The 16,335-nt window shown below is 43.9% G+C and carries 13 protein-coding genes; 5 read left to right on the top strand and 8 right to left on the bottom strand.

Features of this window, described 5'->3' with window-relative positions:
• Positions 1 to 302: 302 nt before the first annotated feature.
• From M0N77_RS05285 to M0N77_RS05275, 3 genes are all read left to right on the top strand, one after another.
• Positions 303 to 1,979, top strand: a complete 1,677-nt coding sequence (locus M0N77_RS05285) for a carbon starvation protein A (protein ID WP_353104172.1) — start codon at positions 303 to 305, stop codon at positions 1,977 to 1,979.
• Positions 1,980 to 2,107: 128 nt separating this feature from the next.
• Positions 2,108 to 2,383 (top strand): cory-CC-star protein, encoded by a 276-nt coding sequence (locus M0N77_RS05280; RefSeq protein ID WP_371834189.1) that lies wholly within the window; start codon positions 2,108 to 2,110, stop codon positions 2,381 to 2,383.
• Between the two features lie 49 nt (positions 2,384 to 2,432).
• Positions 2,433 to 3,458, top strand: a complete 1,026-nt coding sequence (locus M0N77_RS05275) for an ArsA family ATPase (protein ID WP_353104170.1) — start codon at positions 2,433 to 2,435, stop codon at positions 3,456 to 3,458.
• Between the two features lie 72 nt (positions 3,459 to 3,530).
• Here M0N77_RS05275 and M0N77_RS05270 read toward each other — a convergent pair whose 3' ends face one another.
• Together M0N77_RS05270 and M0N77_RS05265 are read right to left on the bottom strand one after the other, a co-directional pair.
• On the bottom strand, positions 3,531 to 5,210 hold the full coding sequence (locus tag M0N77_RS05270) for a DUF3482 domain-containing protein (protein WP_353104168.1): 1,680 nt from the start codon (positions 5,208 to 5,210) through the stop codon (positions 3,531 to 3,533).
• Positions 5,207 to 6,553, bottom strand: a complete 1,347-nt coding sequence (locus M0N77_RS05265; RefSeq protein WP_353104166.1) for a DUF2868 domain-containing protein — start codon at positions 6,551 to 6,553, stop codon at positions 5,207 to 5,209. Before M0N77_RS05265 ends, M0N77_RS05270 begins: the two co-directional genes overlap by 4 nt.
• A 276-nt stretch (positions 6,554 to 6,829) precedes the next feature.
• Here M0N77_RS05265 and M0N77_RS05260 point away from each other — a divergent pair, with 276 nt between their 5' ends.
• Together M0N77_RS05260 and M0N77_RS05255 are read left to right on the top strand one after the other, a co-directional pair.
• Positions 6,830 to 8,311 (top strand): nucleobase:cation symporter-2 family protein, encoded by a 1,482-nt coding sequence (locus M0N77_RS05260; protein ID WP_353104165.1) that lies wholly within the window; start codon positions 6,830 to 6,832, stop codon positions 8,309 to 8,311.
• A 127-nt stretch (positions 8,312 to 8,438) separates the two neighbouring features.
• Complete coding sequence (locus M0N77_RS05255; RefSeq protein WP_353104163.1) at positions 8,439 to 9,212, top strand: SDR family oxidoreductase; 774 nt, start codon at positions 8,439 to 8,441, stop codon at positions 9,210 to 9,212.
• 119 nt (positions 9,213 to 9,331) lie between these two features.
• Here M0N77_RS05255 and M0N77_RS05250 read toward each other — a convergent pair whose 3' ends face one another.
• From M0N77_RS05250 to M0N77_RS05225, 6 genes are all read right to left on the bottom strand, one after another.
• Positions 9,332 to 10,849: a bifunctional 2-methylcitrate dehydratase/aconitate hydratase gene (locus tag M0N77_RS05250; protein ID WP_353104161.1), complete on the bottom strand. Its 1,518-nt coding sequence runs from the start codon at positions 10,847 to 10,849 to the stop codon at positions 9,332 to 9,334.
• Between the two features lie 212 nt (positions 10,850 to 11,061).
• On the bottom strand, positions 11,062 to 11,682 hold the full coding sequence (locus M0N77_RS05245; RefSeq protein WP_353104159.1) for a GNAT family N-acetyltransferase: 621 nt from the start codon (positions 11,680 to 11,682) through the stop codon (positions 11,062 to 11,064).
• A 137-nt stretch (positions 11,683 to 11,819) separates the two neighbouring features.
• The gene (locus M0N77_RS05240; RefSeq protein ID WP_353104157.1) at positions 11,820 to 13,685 is read right to left on the bottom strand and encodes an ABC transporter ATP-binding protein; all 1,866 of its coding nucleotides are present in this window, start codon (positions 13,683 to 13,685) and stop codon (positions 11,820 to 11,822) included.
• 467 nt (positions 13,686 to 14,152) lie between these two features.
• Positions 14,153 to 15,382, bottom strand: coding sequence for a 2-methylaconitate cis-trans isomerase PrpF (gene prpF / locus M0N77_RS05235; protein ID WP_353104155.1), 1,230 nt, complete (start codon positions 15,380 to 15,382; stop codon positions 14,153 to 14,155).
• Positions 15,383 to 15,632: 250 nt separating this feature from the next.
• On the bottom strand, positions 15,633 to 15,893 hold the full coding sequence (locus M0N77_RS05230) for a Txe/YoeB family addiction module toxin (protein ID WP_353104153.1): 261 nt from the start codon (positions 15,891 to 15,893) through the stop codon (positions 15,633 to 15,635).
• Between the two features lie 21 nt (positions 15,894 to 15,914).
• Positions 15,915 to 16,211, bottom strand: a complete 297-nt coding sequence (locus M0N77_RS05225) for a type II toxin-antitoxin system prevent-host-death family antitoxin (protein ID WP_353104151.1) — start codon at positions 16,209 to 16,211, stop codon at positions 15,915 to 15,917.
• Between the last annotated feature and the right edge of the window lie 124 nt (positions 16,212 to 16,335).

The raw sequence follows: 16,335 nt of genomic DNA, 5'->3' as shown, positions 1-16,335 counted from the left end.
TTTGAACAGAGTATTTTAAATTAAATTTGTAGTCATACGAAATAAACTAATGACGTGACGTTCTTTTATGCGAATAAAGACTCAGTTGCTAGGTTGATAAGTTACTAGGTTAGTAAGTTATAGATCTGAAGATTGTAATTGACCAGCGCGATGATATAAGGCGATACTACAACACTTGTATGCTAAATAGTAGCGGTTACGCATAACCCTGCTAGCATTTTCATTTTTGAGAAGTATTATTTAATTTGAGAGCAGCCGTTTTAGGCTTAGGTAAGGAGAGAGGATATGCAAGGAGAAATGAAATGAACAGTGCTATTGTGTTAGCAATTGGTGTCGGCTTGATGCTATGTGGCTATGCTTTTTATTCAAAATTTATAGCTAGCAAAATCTTAGGATTAGATAATAGTCTACCGACGCCCGCGCATACCATGAAGGATGGCGTGGATTATGTACCTACCAATAAATACGTATTGTGGGGTCATCACTTTACATCAGTAGCTGGAGCCGCGCCTATTATCGGCCCTGCCATTGCGGTTATTTGGGGCTGGGTGCCTGCTGTTATTTGGGTGGTTTTTGGCACGATATTTATGGCAGGGGTGCATGACATGTCTGCTATTTGGGCTAGTATGCGTAACCGTGGTCAGTCTATCGGCTCAATCGCTGGGACAGTGATGGGCACACGGGTGCGTAGCTTGATGATGGTAGTGATTTTTTTACTACTGCTAATGGTTAACGCGGTATTCGGTGTCGCTATCGCCAATATGCTTATCAAAACACCATCTGCGGTATTGCCAGTCTGGGGCGCGTTAGTGGTCGCCTTTATTATCGGCCAATGTATCTACCGCTACAATATGAGCTTAGTTTGGGTATCTATCATTGGGGTGATTGCACTTTATGGGCTTATTTATCTAGGACCTATGTTCCCGGTAGTGTTGCCAGAGACTTTTTTAGGCTTGCCTGATAATGCGGTATGGATCCTTATCCTATTCGCTTATGCAGCAGTAGCATCGTTGTTACCGGTATGGATGTTATTACAGCCGCGTGATTACATTAACGGCTTACAGTTATTCGTTGGCCTGATATTGTTATACGCTGCTATTTTTATCTCAACCCCTAACATTGTCGCGCCCGCTATTAATACAGACTTACCGATGAGCGCGCCTTCTATTGTGCCACTACTATTTGTGACTATTGCTTGCGGGGCGATATCAGGATTCCATGGATTGGTGGCGACAGGGACCACCTCAAAGCAGATCGATAAAGAAGAAGATGCCCGTTTTGTAGGCTATTTTGGCGCATTAGGCGAGGGCATGCTCGCACTTGGCGCTATCTTGGCAGCGACTGCTGGTTTTGCGACATTAGGCGATTGGCAAGCGGTTTATCAAAACTTTGGTGATGGTTCTATCGGCGCCTTCATCGATGGCGGCGCTACCATCTTAAGTAATGGTGTTGGTATCGAGATGGTGTTATCACAAACGATGCTGACAGTTATGGCAGCGCTGTTCGCCGGTACCACTATGGATACGGGTGTGCGTTTGCAGCGTTATATCTTCCAAGAGTTTGGCGAGTTTTATAACTTGCCCACTCTAAATAAAGGCTGGGTGGCGACACTATTAGCGGTAGGAACCTGTCTAGTACTAGCGTTTGGTGCAGGCGGCATCGACGGTGCCGGTGGTATGATTATCTGGCCACTATTTGGTACCACTAACCAACTGATGGCCGCATTGACGTTGATGATTGTCACCGTCATTTTGCTACGTAATGGCAAAACCGTTTGGTACACTTTAGCGCCCTTATGTTTCTTATTAGTGATGACACTATTTGCCTTATTAATTCAGCTAAAAACCTTCTATGATGATGGTAACTGGCTATTGATTGTGATGGATTTAGTAATTTTGATTGCATCAGTGCTAGTGACTTTTGAGAGCTTTTCGGTACTACGCCGAGAGTGGGGCAAGCATAAAGGTAAAAACGTTTAGCAGAACATTGATATATAAAGAGAATAAAACGCTGGCAATTGCTGGCGTTTTTTATGCTTGAACAAAGCATAAATCAGCCCTTAATGATATGATCTAGTCATAGAGTATTAAACTTTTAAAGTCGGATTATGAATAATATGGAAAAAAATCAATCTTGGTGGCAGCGTTTTAGCGCCGGACTCAATGAGTTTTATCATGCGCCCTATCGACAAACCATGGCACGGGCGGCTCGTGATGAAGAAGATTTTTTTATGCTAATGATGTTTGCCGAGAGTTTGGGGATTGATAATCCAGCCAGCTTTTATACTTTGGAATTACAGCCACTATTTTTAGAAAACTTTCATGAATGGCATACGCGTATGGGCATGGATAAATGTCCCTTTGATCATGTTGGCTGCTGTTAATTATAGTCCGTTTGAAACAAATTATAGAGCCAAAAAACTAAGGTAGAATATGTCCTTGCACCCTTTAAATCATTTAATCTCTCAGCTAGCCAATCAACCCATTATCTTTGTCGGCGGTAAAGGCGGCGTAGGGAAGACCACTACGGCAGCCGCCCTTGCCAGCCAATATGCTAAGCAACAAAAAAAGACCTTGATAGTCTCAACCGATCCGGCTCATAGTTTAGGCGATGTATTAAATAGCAAGCTTAGTAATAAAAAGAGCGCTATAACCCCTTATCTTGATGCCATTGAGCTAGATCCTGATAGTATTATCGACGCGCACTTTGCGCAAGTTGAGCGTACCATCACAGCTTACGCCAACCCTGATATGATGCCCAAAATTCGTGAGCATTTTCGGTTATCGAAGTCAGCACCAGGCGCAGCGGAAGCGGCGATGTTAGAAGCTATGTGTCAGCATCTAGTGGCAGCCGCTAGTGAGGGTTATGAGCATATTATCTTTGACACTGCGCCAACTGGGCATACGTTAAGGTTGTTGGTGTTGCCTGAGATGATGGGCGCGTGGACGGATGGCTTACTCGCTCAGCAGCGACGCCAAGCCAAACTGCGTTCAGTGGCTACGCGCTTGGATAGTCATAGCAGTGATAAGATATCACTAAAAAACAACCCGTCCAAAAACGTCGCCAACCCTTTTGAGAAGCATAAACCAGATAAGTGGGAGCAAGCGGTCTTGGTACTAGAGAAGCGTAAAGCGTTATTTCGTCAGGCAGGAGCGCTGCTACATGACCCAGCTCAAACCGCTATCTTATTAGTGATGACGGCGGATGTATTACCTTTAGCTGAGACTAAGCGAGCCATTGAGCAATTAGAGGACAGTAAACTCAATCCTGCCGCAATCATCGTTAATCAACTGATTGATACCGATCAAAAAGATGCATTTTGGCAGCAGCGTGCTAATAGACAGCAGCAATTGATGCAGCAGATTGAGCAGAGCTTTAAAAAATATCCCATTTATCCGATTTATTTGCAGCAGACGGATGTTCGTGGTACTGAGGCATTGAGCGCGTTATTGACCTAAATATAGTTTTTAATTTAGCGCACCCTACGAATCATCTGATTTTTGAGTATGATATAAAATCACCTAATCATCCTAAAGCTGATTTGCCTGTAATTTATGAGCCAGCGACCACGCTGCATCCATCCGCAGGCTCTGCGCTTGTTCTGACTTACCGCTACTGAGGGACGACCACTGCGGCTTTCCGCGCGCTTTTTTGAGCTCGCTTGGTAGTTTATGGGCAGGCCAAAGCGTAATAGCCTGCTCCTCATTATTTGTCTCACTGCTTTTCTCAATGCCATCTTCAAGCGAAGGCTCGTCATTAGCACTGTTATTAACTTTATCACTTTGATACAACATCTGAGTGGCGTCAGTTGCTGCGTGACCACGATGGCGCAAGGCCTTTAATAAGTCAGTCGCGCGAGTGGCGAGCAAAGTCAAAGTAGCGGGATCTATATATAAGCGCTTAACGCCAGTTATTTTATCGGCAATACTACTAGTATTGGATAATAAGCCGCCACCGATAGCACCCAATGCTGCGCCCAAGCCTAAAGTCGTTCCTAGTGCTGCCGCATCGATACCTAGTCCTAATAATGCGCCCGCTGCCGCGCCAGAAGTGGTGCGAATGCCATAGCTTTTTAGCAGTTCAGGGTCAAAAGGATCTTGCTGATAAGCTTGCAGCTCAAGTGGCGTCGCTGCCACGGCATTATCATAAAACTTATAAAGATTTAGCAATTGCTGCTGCATGGCACGTTCAGTCTGTCTGACCGCTTCTTGCATATCATGCAATACCGGCATAGGATCGTCGTCTTCGTTGATCTCACGCACAAAGGCTGCCACATTTAACAAAAAATCAGCAATGATAAGGTGCGCATCATCGTACAGCTGCGCCCAATACTCCCTGCGGCGCTGCATCAGTTGCTCAAGCATCTCAGAGTGAGTCAGCATAGTCGCTAAGTTCTCCCAAAGCTGCATCTCATCTTCAAACTCAAAAGCGACCGAATCAAAGCGGGTAGAGATATGCAGATTGCGCCTTGCCAGCATCATCTGCCACGCGTCTATATTAGCGTCTTGACTGTCGGTGAAATTAAACACTGGCATCACCGGTATCGCCGCCCAAGACAAAATCGCCAGCTCATCTTTATACTTACCGAGCACCGGCTCACGCGCATCAACGACGTAGACCGCCATATCGCTCGCCAGCAGCTGACGAATTACCTTTGCTTCTTGACTATAGTCCTCCGCGCCGTGCGCACCAGTGGCAATATCAGCGGCCAAAAATTGCTGCAAGCGCTCGATACCATCACGGCGACTGGCGGTATTATCCTCAAGCCAATCCATTAGCCCCGAAGCATCCTCCAGTCCTGGGGTATCATATAGAGCGACTAGTACTTCTCCTGTCTGACTATCAGTCAGTTGCGCGCGCTCCACATGACGCGTAGTGGCCGCTTCATTTTTGACTTCTCCAAAATAAACATCACGTAGTAAAGTGCGCAAAACGGATGTCTTGCCCGTATTGGTATGACCGACAACGGCTAATTTTAATCGCTCGCCGCTAGCAAGCGTGGCTTTATGATTTGCTGCATAGTTGGCTTTGCTAATATCAGCTGTTTTTGAAGCGTCTGTTTGAGATACTTTTTCAATATTCACAGGTAAATTAGCTTCTGTATCGACAGTGCTGTCAGCTGTTGGATCGTCTACTAAGGCCTTGTCAGCGAATAACCCAACTGACTTATTGTTAGTTAAGTTGTTATCTAAATTATTATTGTTATTCATTCCACCAATCCTATTTGTCTTTCAGCTAAAGCCGTCTGCCACTGTTGGTAGCGCACATTTGCGGTTTGAGCGTCCGTATTAGCAGCATCATTATGCAGCAATTGTACAATCAATCCATGCTCGGCATGAGTAGCAATTTGGTCAAGCTTACGCAAAGTACCGCGATCAGGTAGCGCTTTATTGTGAATACCGAGCAACACTTGTACCGGATGCTTATCCAAATACTCGTGCAAACGCGCCATGTCCTCACGATCATCGACTATGCCAAAGTTCTCCACCTCTTCATCCGCTCTGATAGCCGATCCTGCCTGCCACCAGTGCTGCTGCTCGCTTGGGTACTCTAATAAGGCAACCAGCTTATTACCACTACTTACCGTTGCCTTTGGCGCTACAGGAGCAGGGGGTTGTTTAAAGTCGTCAGCATCAATCACTTGCCGTTGCCAAAAGTTGATGATTTTTTGATAATAAGGCAGCTTTAGATCCAAGCGCATTTTATTGTGACGAAACATCAGCGCGCAAAACCCCCAAGCCAGCGCACGCGGCACGATACCGTACATCAATAAACTACCTACTAACAAACTGGCCCATTGCCTAGCTACCGATAAAGGCAGTGCATCAATCACCAAACGGCTTTGGACAATAGCCTCATTATCTGGCACATCAAACCCCACCATACTAGGTAACCATCCCAAAAACTGCGTCAAGCTAATTAGCGCCTGATCCGAGAGTAAGGTTGACTCCCAGCTAAAGCTATACTGGCGCACCACTAATAAAAATATAATTGCCAGTAGCATACCGGTCAAAGTCGCTAGCCACAACTGATGGCTAAACTTGCCCAAATACCAGCGCATCCCGCTATGCTCTAATTGCTGCTCATAGAGCCGCACCGCTGCTTGAGTGATGTCATCTTTACCGCGTATCAGGTAGCTAGGACTGACAAAATTTGTAAACCAATTGCTAGAGTGCTCACCGCGTTTGACTAAGGTAAACCCTAGCCAACCGATTAGCATAACCGTATGAAAACCTAGCAAGCATACTAAGACATAAAAGAAATTAACCACATTAGCCTGTAGTAAGGTAAATAATCCCAAAAATCCAGAGAGACACCAAACCACGCTCATAATAGTCATGATGCCTCTGAGACGACCGTCTATCTTGCCAAGTACTCTTGCTAACGCACCATTACTATCGATACGCGCGGCACGGCGATGCAGCTTTTGAGTAGGGGTACCCTCTTCATGTTGTAATTTTTCAGTAACCAATAAAGGGTCAGTGGCAAAGACATGCTGCTCAGTTTCAAGCAGGCGCACCAGCTCGGTCAGTTGGTCTTGGGAAGATAACATGTAAATAATACCCTTATAAAAGCTTAAATCAGTCAAGCAGATAGTAAATGGTTTTTATAGTGAAAGGAATTAATCTTTTAATTTAAAAAGTTTGCTTTAATATTAGTAATATTTATTAATTAACTGATTGTTTTTATTGATAAAAAAATAATATATACAATAAAGCTGACCAAATGGTCAAAAAACACTGGCAGTTCTTTCAAATAGTCGTTATCCTAATTCAGCAATAATTTAAGATCAAAATAGATTAGGCTTAGGCATGGAGCATGACTACATATGGATATAACTACTAACCCAAAAATAGCAACCCGCCCAGAGGATGAGAATCTAGGTGTTGTTGCTAATATTGCTTACGGCTTTCAGCACGTACTGACTATGTATGGTGGCATTATCGCAGTGCCGCTAATTGTCGGTCAAGCGGCAGGCTTAGTACCGGCAGAGATTGGACTGCTGATTGCTGCCTCCTTGTTCATAGGGGGATTAGCCACACTGTTACAAACTATCGGCGTGCCCTTTTTTGGCTGCCAGCTACCACTAGTCCAAGGGGTATCCTTCGCTAGTGTCGCTACCATCGTCGCTATTGTTACTGCAGGAGGCGGACTACCTTCGGTGTTTGGTGCGGTCATTGCCGCCTCGATTATAGGGTTATTGATTACGCCTGTGTTTTCGATGATTATCAAGTTCTTCCCACCACTGGTGACAGGGGCGGTTATTACTACTATTGGTCTGACTTTGATGCCTGTCGCGGCGCGCTGGGCTATGGGCGGTAACAGTAACTTGCCAAGCTTTGGTAGTATGACCAATATCGGCTTAGCCGCTTTTACCTTAGCGTTAGTATTGTTACTAAGTAAGCTTGGTAATGCTGCTATCAGTCGCTTATCGATACTACTAGCGATGGTTATTGGAACGGTGGTGGCTTGGGCGCTTGGACTGGTAGATTTTTCCAATGTTATGACAGGGCCGATATTTGCTTTTCCAACGCCCATGCACTTTGGTGCTCCAACTTTTGAGCTTGCCGCTATCATCTCGATGTTCATCGTGGTGCTAGTCATCTTGGTTGAGACCTCAGCGGATATATTGGCAGTAGGCGATATCATTGATACCAAAATTGACTCAAGACGTTTAGGCGATGGCTTACGTGCCGATATGATATCGAGTGTTGTTGCGCCATTTTTTGGCTCATTTACTCAAAGTGCTTTTGCTCAAAACGTCGGTTTGGTAGCAGTAACCAATGTTAAGAGCCGATTTGTAGTGGCCTTTGCTGGTATTATCTTAGTAGTGTTAGGACTAATGCCGCTGATGGGCCGTGTTATCGCTACGGTTCCAACCGCCGTACTTGGTGGTGCTGGTATTGTATTATTTGGTACTGTTGCAGCCAGTGGGATACGTACTCTAGCGCAAGTCAACTACACCAATAATATGAATTTAATTATTGTAGCCACTTCCATCGGTTTTGGTATGTTGCCCATTGCCGCGCCTTCGTTCTATGATCAATTCCCCGACTGGTTTGCCACTATCTTCCATTCAGGTATTAGCTCTACAGCTATCATGGCTATTGCCCTAAACTTATTATTTAATCATCTAAAACTGGGTAATTCAGAAAATCAGTCTGTATTTGCCGCTGGTACTGAAGATCGCTCAGTACGCTCCGATGTCATTGTTGAGTTGACAGAAGGTGATTATTTTACTGAGGGTAAGCTGTACGATTGTGACCACAATGAGGTTCCAGTCGTGGTGGTAGAAAAATCGGCACATTAGCTATAAGTCTATTGTAGTAAAAGGCCTCCCTAAATAGGAGGCTTTTTTATGGCGTGTCCGCGGTAAACCGTATCAATTTATAGCGCTGTTTGCTATGGTTATAGTCAGAAGGTCTAAAGGAGGCAGTATGAATAATTTAAATAAAAAGACTTACCTTATCGTAGGCGGTACGGGCGGTATTGGCAAAGCCATGGTCGAGCAGCTAGTAGCCGCTACTGCTGATAATAATGATAAAGACCAAAGCATTCGCGTGTTTGCTACCTATTATAGTAGTGTGCCTGAAGTGGAGGCCGATAATTTGCATTGGCTAAAGATGGATATCTGTGATGAGGATAGTATTAAGCAAGGAGCGGACGCTATCAAACAGCACAGTAACCATCTTGATTGGGTGATTAACTGTGTAGGCCTGCTACATACTGCAGACACCCAACCTGAAAAAGCCCTACGCCAGATTGAGAGTGAGTTTTTTTTAAAAAACATGCAAGTCAATGCGCTAGCTAGCATGCTAATCGCTAAGCACATTAAGCCTTTGCTAAGCAAGGCGGAGAGAAATAACGACAGTCCAGCTATCTTTGCGACAATATCTGCGCGTGTAGGCAGTATCACGGATAATGAGCTTGGCGGTTGGTATAGCTACCGGATGAGTAAAGCGGCTCTCAATATGGGCATGAAAAATCTAAGTATTGAGTGGGCACGCTCCTTGAAAGATACTTGTGTCGTCGTCATGCAACCCGGTACCGTCAATACGCAGCTCTCAGCTCCCTTTCAAGCAAATGTTAAAGAGGGCCACTTGTTCTCGCCAGCCTACAGCGCTGAATCCTTGTTAGAAGTATTATCAAAAATGAGTAGTGAGCAAACCGGTAGCTTTGTCGATTGGGCAGGGGAGTCCATTCCTTGGTAATGAGTACACTAAGGTACAAAAATAAATTATAGAAATTAAAAGGGCTTGGCGTTATTCAATTAACGACAAGCCCTTTTACTTATTACACATTTAGCTCATAAAAACCAATTAGACATGATCTAATTTACCATAAACAAGTCCATAAATTCATTAACTGGCGTTTGCTCCAAGCGCTGCTGATCATCGCACAGCTCAATGATTTCTTGACAGCGACTTTCTATAAAGCGGGTACTCAAATTGGCGCGGAACTTAGCTTCTAGTATCGGAATACCCTCAGCGCGGCGACGTTTATGACCAATAGGATACTCAACGACTACTTTGCTTGTGCTAGTACCATCTTTGAAGAAAATCTGAATCGCATTGGCAATCGAGCGCTTACTAGGATCATGATAGTCCTTGGTATAGCTAGCATCTTCCTCGACGATCATCTTACGACGTAAGCCGTCAATCAAGATATGATGCTGAGCGTGGTAGTCATCCTCATAGTTCTCCGCCATCAAGTCGCCCGTTAGTAAAGGCACAGCGACCATATACTGTAGACAATGATCGCGATCAGCAGGATTGGCCAGCGTACCTTCTTTGGAGATAATACGAATAGCAGACTCATGAGTGGTCAGCACGATTTTCTCAATCTCATCAATCCTATCATCGATAAGTGGATGCAAGATAACAGCAGCTTCGCAAGCGGTCTGTGCATGGAATTCAGCGGGGAAGCTGAGCTTAAATAAGATGTTCTCCATCACGTAGCTGCCAAACTCACGCTGAAAGGTGAATTTGCGCTCGCTCTCAGGCTTGAGTGCCAAGTCTTTATTGGTATGGCTAAACAGCACATCATAAAAGCCCCACTGCGGCGCTGAGAGTGCGCCCGGGATACCCATTTCACCGCGGCGAGTAATATCTACTAGCCGTACTGCGCGGCTCGTGGCATCACCTGCTGCCCATGACTTTCGGCTGCCGGCGTTGGGGGCATGGCGATAGGTACGCAGCGCCTGCCCATCGACTAGCGCTTGCGATATCGCAGCCATAATACGTTCGCGTGGTAACTTATAGAGCTTAGCGACCACCGCAGTTGAGGCAAGTTTGACTAAAAATACATGGTCAAGGCCAACGCGATTAAAAGAGTTCTCTAAAGCCAACACCCCTTGAATCTCATGCGCCATAATCATCGCCTCAAGCACGTCGCGCATAACCAAGGGCTCACGATTACGGCTAATATTTTGCTGACTGATGTAATCGGCTACCGCGAGAATTGCGCCCAAATTATCAGAAGGATGCCCCCATTCAGCTGCCAGCCAAGTATCGTTATAATCCAGCCAGCGTACCATGCAACCGATATCAAAGGCAGCTTTGATAGGATCTAGTCGGTGGGTAGTGCCCGGAACTCGTGCGCCATTTGGGGTGAGCTGATCCTCGCAGTCTGGGCCTAAATGCTTGGTGCATTCTGGGAAACGCAGCGCTAGTAGACCACAGCCGAGTGTATCTATCAGACAATGACGCGCGGTATTCCAAGCGTCTTCGCTGTTGTTTGAGTCTTGATCTATCGAATAATGGAGCACATAATCGGCAATTTTTTGAATCTCATCGTCATACTCAGGACGCACATTGCTCTCGACCGTAGCATTTTGATTATCAGACATGGTTGTCTCCTCTTCCTTGAATTTGCTATCTATCTTAACTTATCAATCGATTTGGGGCTTAAACATAAGCTATAGTTAAAAGTAGCATAGGCGAGAGGCAACAACCAAACTGTATTGTGTTAAAAATTAAAACTTTGTTAGGAGCTTATAGATAACGCGAAAATCCTAAGTTGCCATTTTAGTTGACCTTTTAATATCTTTATTGGGCTTCTTTAAATCATTAGATACAGCAAACCTAAAATAAATAAGGCCACTAAGATAAACAACAGCGAGCTCAATACTTTGACAGTAGTGCTAGTATTATCATTACTGACTTTTTTGACTTTGGTTTTTTTGGCCACGCGTAGCACCATCTTCACATGCTCAATACCATCTATCTGATAAGCATCACCCTCAGGCACAAACCCCAACGATTGATAAAAACTGAGCAAATAGCTTTGTGCCGAGATAATAATAGGGCGCTTTTTGCCATATTTTTTGCGGCAATGTGCTATGGCTTGCATCATGATTTGTCTAGCGATACCTTGACCGCGATGCTCAGATAATACTAGCACCCGCCCAATAGCCGACATAGCAGTATTAAGCTGAGTATTATCAGAAACGCTTAGATTTGATCGAAGTCTATTGTACTCAGGTGGCACGATGCGGCAGTAGCCTACTAATGCTTCGTTTTGGTGCGCGACAAGGTGCAGGCAGTCAAAATCGAGCTCATCCATATCCTGATAGACGCAGTTTTGCTCGACCACAAACACTTGTGAGCGCGCTTTTAAGATGTGATAGATATCGACTGAGGTTAATTCGTCAAAGGTTTTTATAGAAAATTGGGTGGTCATAATTAAGCTGCTTATAGCAAAAAGTGGTTAAATAAGATAATAGGGATAGTAGCAAAATAAAAATTCGGCATATCAATAAAAGCGCATTATAACGATATAAGGACCTATCAACCATCGATAACTGAATGATGAATAAGTTATGTATCAACCGTATGATTAATCGTCTGGCTAATTTTATCTAAATTCAAACTATCCGACATGGCGCTAAAGATCTCATAATACTTACCGCCTTTGTCATACAGCTCTTCATGTGTACCTGTCTCAACCACTTGACCGTTTTCAATCACCACTAAATCATCAGCATCAATAATTTGGGCGATATTATGTGAGACCATAATCACCGTTCTATCTTGTTTAATCAGATCTAAGCTCTTTTTCACCTGTTGACTGGCGATAGCATCAAGACTCGCCGTTGGCTCATCTAAGAATACAATAGGCGGATCTTTTAGAAACATTCTTGCCAGCGCAATACGCTGCTGCTGACCGCCAGATAAGGATTTGGCCGTGCTCTCATAACCATCAGCGAGGCCTATAATTTGCTCATGAATCGAGGCTTTTTTTGCCGCCACAATAATCTCATCTAGCGTCGCATTCATATCGCCATAACGAATGTTTTCGCTGATGGTACCTGAGAAGATATGATTACTCTGCAAAACCAGACCGATATTTTGACGTAAGTCATGAGTATCACAGTCCGCCAAGTCATGTCCATCTAAGCAGATCATGCCCGCATCTGGCTCATAAAACTTAACTAATAAATTGATAATCGTACTCTTACCTGCACCGCTAAGACCCACAAGCGCGGTAATGCGATTTGGACGAATCTCAAAGCTAACGTCTTTTAGAGCTTGAGTGCCATTAGGATAACTGAAATCAACATTTTTAAGCTCGATATGACCCTTTAGGTTTTTACTACTAATGCCATCAATATTTTCAACTTGTTCGTCAGCTTCTAATATCTCAAAAAATCCTTCGGCATAGGTCAAGGCATTATTTATCTGATCATAAATACGGTGTAGCTGTCTAATAGGGGCGGCGACGTTTTGAAAGAGCAAAACATGAAATAAAATCATGCCAATAGTCATCTCACCTTGCAGGACAAAATAGGCAGTTAACAGAATAATAACGACGACGCCAATCTGCTCGATAAAGGTCTTAACCGCATCATAAATAAAGCCGATACTACGAATACGCAGCTGATTATCGGTCATCTCCTTTTGAATCTTGAGATGTTTTTTGGCTTCGATAGGTTCACGGACGAAGGATTTGACCACGCTAATGGAGTTAATTAGAGAGATGACTAGCCCGCTTTTGGCTTCACGAAAGCCGCGCATCTGTCGCCGAAAGCCTTGCAGACGTCTGGCTTGTTTTTGACTGATAAAAAAGTAAATTGGAATAATTATCAGCCCAACGAGACCAATCCAAAAATTGGTGGAGAACATAATAATCAAGGAAACAATGGCGCTGGCAAACAGCGGCAGCATATCGATAAAGAAGTTTTGCACTAGGCTAGTCAGGCTCATGACGCCATAATCGATACGGGTCTGCAATTTACCGCTATCATTCTCGCTACTGGTATAAAATGCCATACGGTAGGTGAGAATGCGCTCAATAATCTTTTGCGATAAATCCCGCGAGAGATTAATACGGATTTTCTCGCCATAAAAGCGCTGCCCAAAGCTAATAAATATCGACAGTATCTCTTTGGTTAGGAGTACGGCGCTAATGATGATTAGCATACGCACGCCTGCTTCCCAAGGCTCGGCAAGAGTAGCAATCTCAGTCAAAGTGTCGACAGCATAACGCAGTACAAAGGCATTGACCTGCGCAGTAAAAGAGCCTAGTACCGTCAATACCAAAGTAGCGACAATCAGTGTTTTATAAGGCGCAGCAAAGACCGCGAGCTTTTTTAGAATATTCCACAATAAAGCGCGCCGCTCAGTCTTTTTGACTGGCGGCTTTTTGTCGAATGGGGATTTACTGAGATTAGGAGTAGTTGTCATGGTTGTAGGGTAAAGTAATCAAAGATAAAAATCTATCTTCATAAGTTGGTGGTGTTTTAAAAAGTATGCTGGCGATAAAAGTCAATAAGAAATCTATGCTAAGTTCTCTGATTCTATAGGGCTTTCAAGGCTTCAAAAATTGTTCAAATTTTAATCAGCATACTTTTTGACACACCACCCATAAGTTTAATTATTGGACGTTTATTTCTTGGTGTCATCAAAATAATCGTAGGGTGCGCCCTGCGCACCTGAAAGTCGTGAAAATTAAGCGTTGCTTCATTAGACTTAGAAATAAAATCCCTTAAATAGAATTTTCTGTTATCAGCTTTTGTAGGGTGCTGTTCCACGCACCAATAATTAAGTTATGCTTGATAATCAGTGCGTGGAACGCACCCTACGCCTACTTCTAGGATCTTCATGATATCCTGGCATTAGACAGCTAGGTTTACGATAATTTTTGATAAAACTTAAAAAGCATCCGCAGACACAAACACTTCACCAACCATAATACGACGGGCTGAACGGCTCATGGAGACCTTTTTGGCTTGCCAGCGGCCATCGACTTGTTCGGTTTTGCCACCAACGAGCAGCGTACCCGACGGATGACCAAAGCGAACTTCTCCAAGACTACTACCACCAGCGGCTTCGTTCACTAGTGTGCCTTGAGTGGTTGCTGCGGCGGCAATCGCTACCGCTGCCGTACCCATCATCGCATGATGTAATTGTCCCATACTCATAGCGCGTACCACTAAGTCGATATCCTTAGCATCAACGGCTTTGCCACTAGATGAGGTGTAGCTCGCTGCTGGAGCAACCCAAGCGATTTTGGGAATGTGTTGACTGCTTTGCGCCTCGCTCTCATCTTTGAATAACCCCATAGCGACGCCACCACGGGCGCGAATCTTTTCAAGTTTAGCAAGTAGCTCACTATTACTATTGATATCGCCTTGGAGTTCAGTGCCCGTAAAACCTAAGTCCTCTGCCTTCATAAAGATAGTCGGGATACCTGCGCTAATAAAAGTGGCTTTGACGTTATCGGACTTAAGACCACAACCTGAGACATCAAAATCATCGACTAGATTATTGGTTGGGAACATATCGCTGGATGAGTCAACAGGGTCGATAAATTCAATTTTGACCTCAGCAGCAGGGAAGGTCACGCCGTCGAGTTCAAAGTCGCCCGTTTCTTGTACTTGCACCTTACCTTGTTCGTCTTGGTATACAGGCACATGCGCGATGATAGTTTTGCCGATGTTTTCTTGCCAAATACGCACTTCACAGATGCCAATATTAGCGCTATCCGCTACTTTGCTAGCTTCTACTAAGCCCATGTTTATCGCACAAGCGCCAACCGCAGCGGTCAAATTACCACAATTACCTGCCCAATCTATAATCGGTTTGGCGATATTCACTTGCCCAAATAGGTAGTTTACATCATGGTCTGCTTGCTTAGCTTCAGATAAAATAACCGTTTTGGAGGTACTAGAGCTACCATTACCTAAGCCGTCGATTTGCTTGCCATAAGGATCAGGGCTACCAATGACTCTTAATAAAAAATTATCACGCGCTTGACCTGCTGTTTGACAGCGCTCAGGTAAGTCGGATAATTTAAAGAAAGTGCCTTTTGAAGTACCGCCGCGCATGTAGGTGGCAGGAACTGGTATTTGTGGGGCGAAGGTTGGTTTTGGTTGGGTCATTGTTGGGCGTCCTTAATATAATTATGATTTGATTCTGTATTATTGATAATATAAATAGAAATAAAGTAGCTAAAGATAGAGATCATCATCGATAGAGATAAAAGGCTAAACGAAAACTCAGCTAAAATTAAGCAGATTATGCAAGACAATCCTGATTTGTCTTATGAGTTTGTGCGTCAGTTATTGATTGCTCATGCAGAGGTTGCTGTTGGTAAGGTTGAGCCTTTTGAGTTTAGATATATTTAAAAAGCTAATAATGATAACGACAAGAAATAATAGTCAGATAATTGTCATCAACCACATAGACTAAACGATTGGCATCATCAATACGCCTTGACCAAAACCCTGATAGATTTTCTTTTAAAGGTTCAGGCTTGCCAATACCTTCAAATGGATTTCGTTTGCACTCTATGATCAATTTATTGATACGTTTGAGCGTTTTTTTATCTTGCGTTTGCCAATACAGATAATCTTTCCAAGCAGCATCCGTCCATGCTAGTTGTTCACTCATATCTGTGTACTCACCATAGTATTAAGCGTCTTCAGCATCATTTTTACTGCCTAGATAAGTGTCAGCGTCGTCTATTAAATCATGCATTGCCACCTTTCCAGCTTTATACTGGGCAATTGACTTCACTAGATGAGTGGCATTAGCAGGGGACTTCAACAAATAGACCGTTTCCATAAGACTGTTATAGTAATCAAGTGACATGACGACAGCATCATCAGCATCACGGCGAGTCACAATAGTGGCATTGGCATCGTCATTGACGGTATCTAAAACCGACTTTAGATGCTTTCTTGCTTCTGAAAAACTAATCACTCTCATAGCTTACTCCTCTCACGACATACTCCAATACTTGTACAGTAAATAGTACATGTTACGCTATTTATGAAAGTATATCAATCAACATAAAAAACCGATGCCATATAAACTATACAACATCGGCTCT

Origin of the sequence: Psychrobacter sp. AH5, from assembly GCF_040371085.1 — a bacterium.
Lineage (GTDB): Bacteria > Pseudomonadota > Gammaproteobacteria > Pseudomonadales > Moraxellaceae > Psychrobacter.
This window is presented reverse-complemented; position numbering and strand designations above follow the sequence as displayed.

What these genes read in the sequence shown, in the direction of transcription:
- M0N77_RS05245 (WP_353104159.1), bottom strand. Translation starts at nt 11,682, where the DNA reads ATGACCACCCAATTTTCTATAAAAACCTTTGACGAATTAACCTCAGTC.
- M0N77_RS05225 (WP_353104151.1), bottom strand. Translation starts at nt 16,211, where the DNA reads ATGAGAGTGATTAGTTTTTCAGAAGCAAGAAAGCATCTAAAGTCGGTT.
- M0N77_RS05255 (WP_353104163.1), top strand. Translation starts at nt 8,439, where the DNA reads ATGAATAATTTAAATAAAAAGACTTACCTTATCGTAGGCGGTACGGGC.
- M0N77_RS05240 (WP_353104157.1), bottom strand. Translation starts at nt 13,685, where the DNA reads ATGACAACTACTCCTAATCTCAGTAAATCCCCATTCGACAAAAAGCCG.
- M0N77_RS05230 (WP_353104153.1), bottom strand. Translation starts at nt 15,893, where the DNA reads ATGAGTGAACAACTAGCATGGACGGATGCTGCTTGGAAAGATTATCTG.
- M0N77_RS05250 (WP_353104161.1), bottom strand. Translation starts at nt 10,849, where the DNA reads ATGTCTGATAATCAAAATGCTACGGTCGAGAGCAATGTGCGTCCTGAG.
- M0N77_RS05260 (WP_353104165.1), top strand. Translation starts at nt 6,830, where the DNA reads ATGGATATAACTACTAACCCAAAAATAGCAACCCGCCCAGAGGATGAG.
- M0N77_RS05270 (WP_353104168.1), bottom strand. Translation starts at nt 5,210, where the DNA reads ATGAATAACAATAATAATTTAGATAACAACTTAACTAACAATAAGTCA.
- M0N77_RS05275 (WP_353104170.1), top strand. Translation starts at nt 2,433, where the DNA reads ATGTCCTTGCACCCTTTAAATCATTTAATCTCTCAGCTAGCCAATCAA.
- M0N77_RS05265 (WP_353104166.1), bottom strand. Translation starts at nt 6,553, where the DNA reads ATGTTATCTTCCCAAGACCAACTGACCGAGCTGGTGCGCCTGCTTGAA.
- M0N77_RS05285 (WP_353104172.1), top strand. Translation starts at nt 303, where the DNA reads ATGAACAGTGCTATTGTGTTAGCAATTGGTGTCGGCTTGATGCTATGT.
- M0N77_RS05280 (WP_371834189.1), top strand. Translation starts at nt 2,108, where the DNA reads ATGAATAATATGGAAAAAAATCAATCTTGGTGGCAGCGTTTTAGCGCC.
- prpF (WP_353104155.1), bottom strand. Translation starts at nt 15,382, where the DNA reads ATGACCCAACCAAAACCAACCTTCGCCCCACAAATACCAGTTCCTGCC.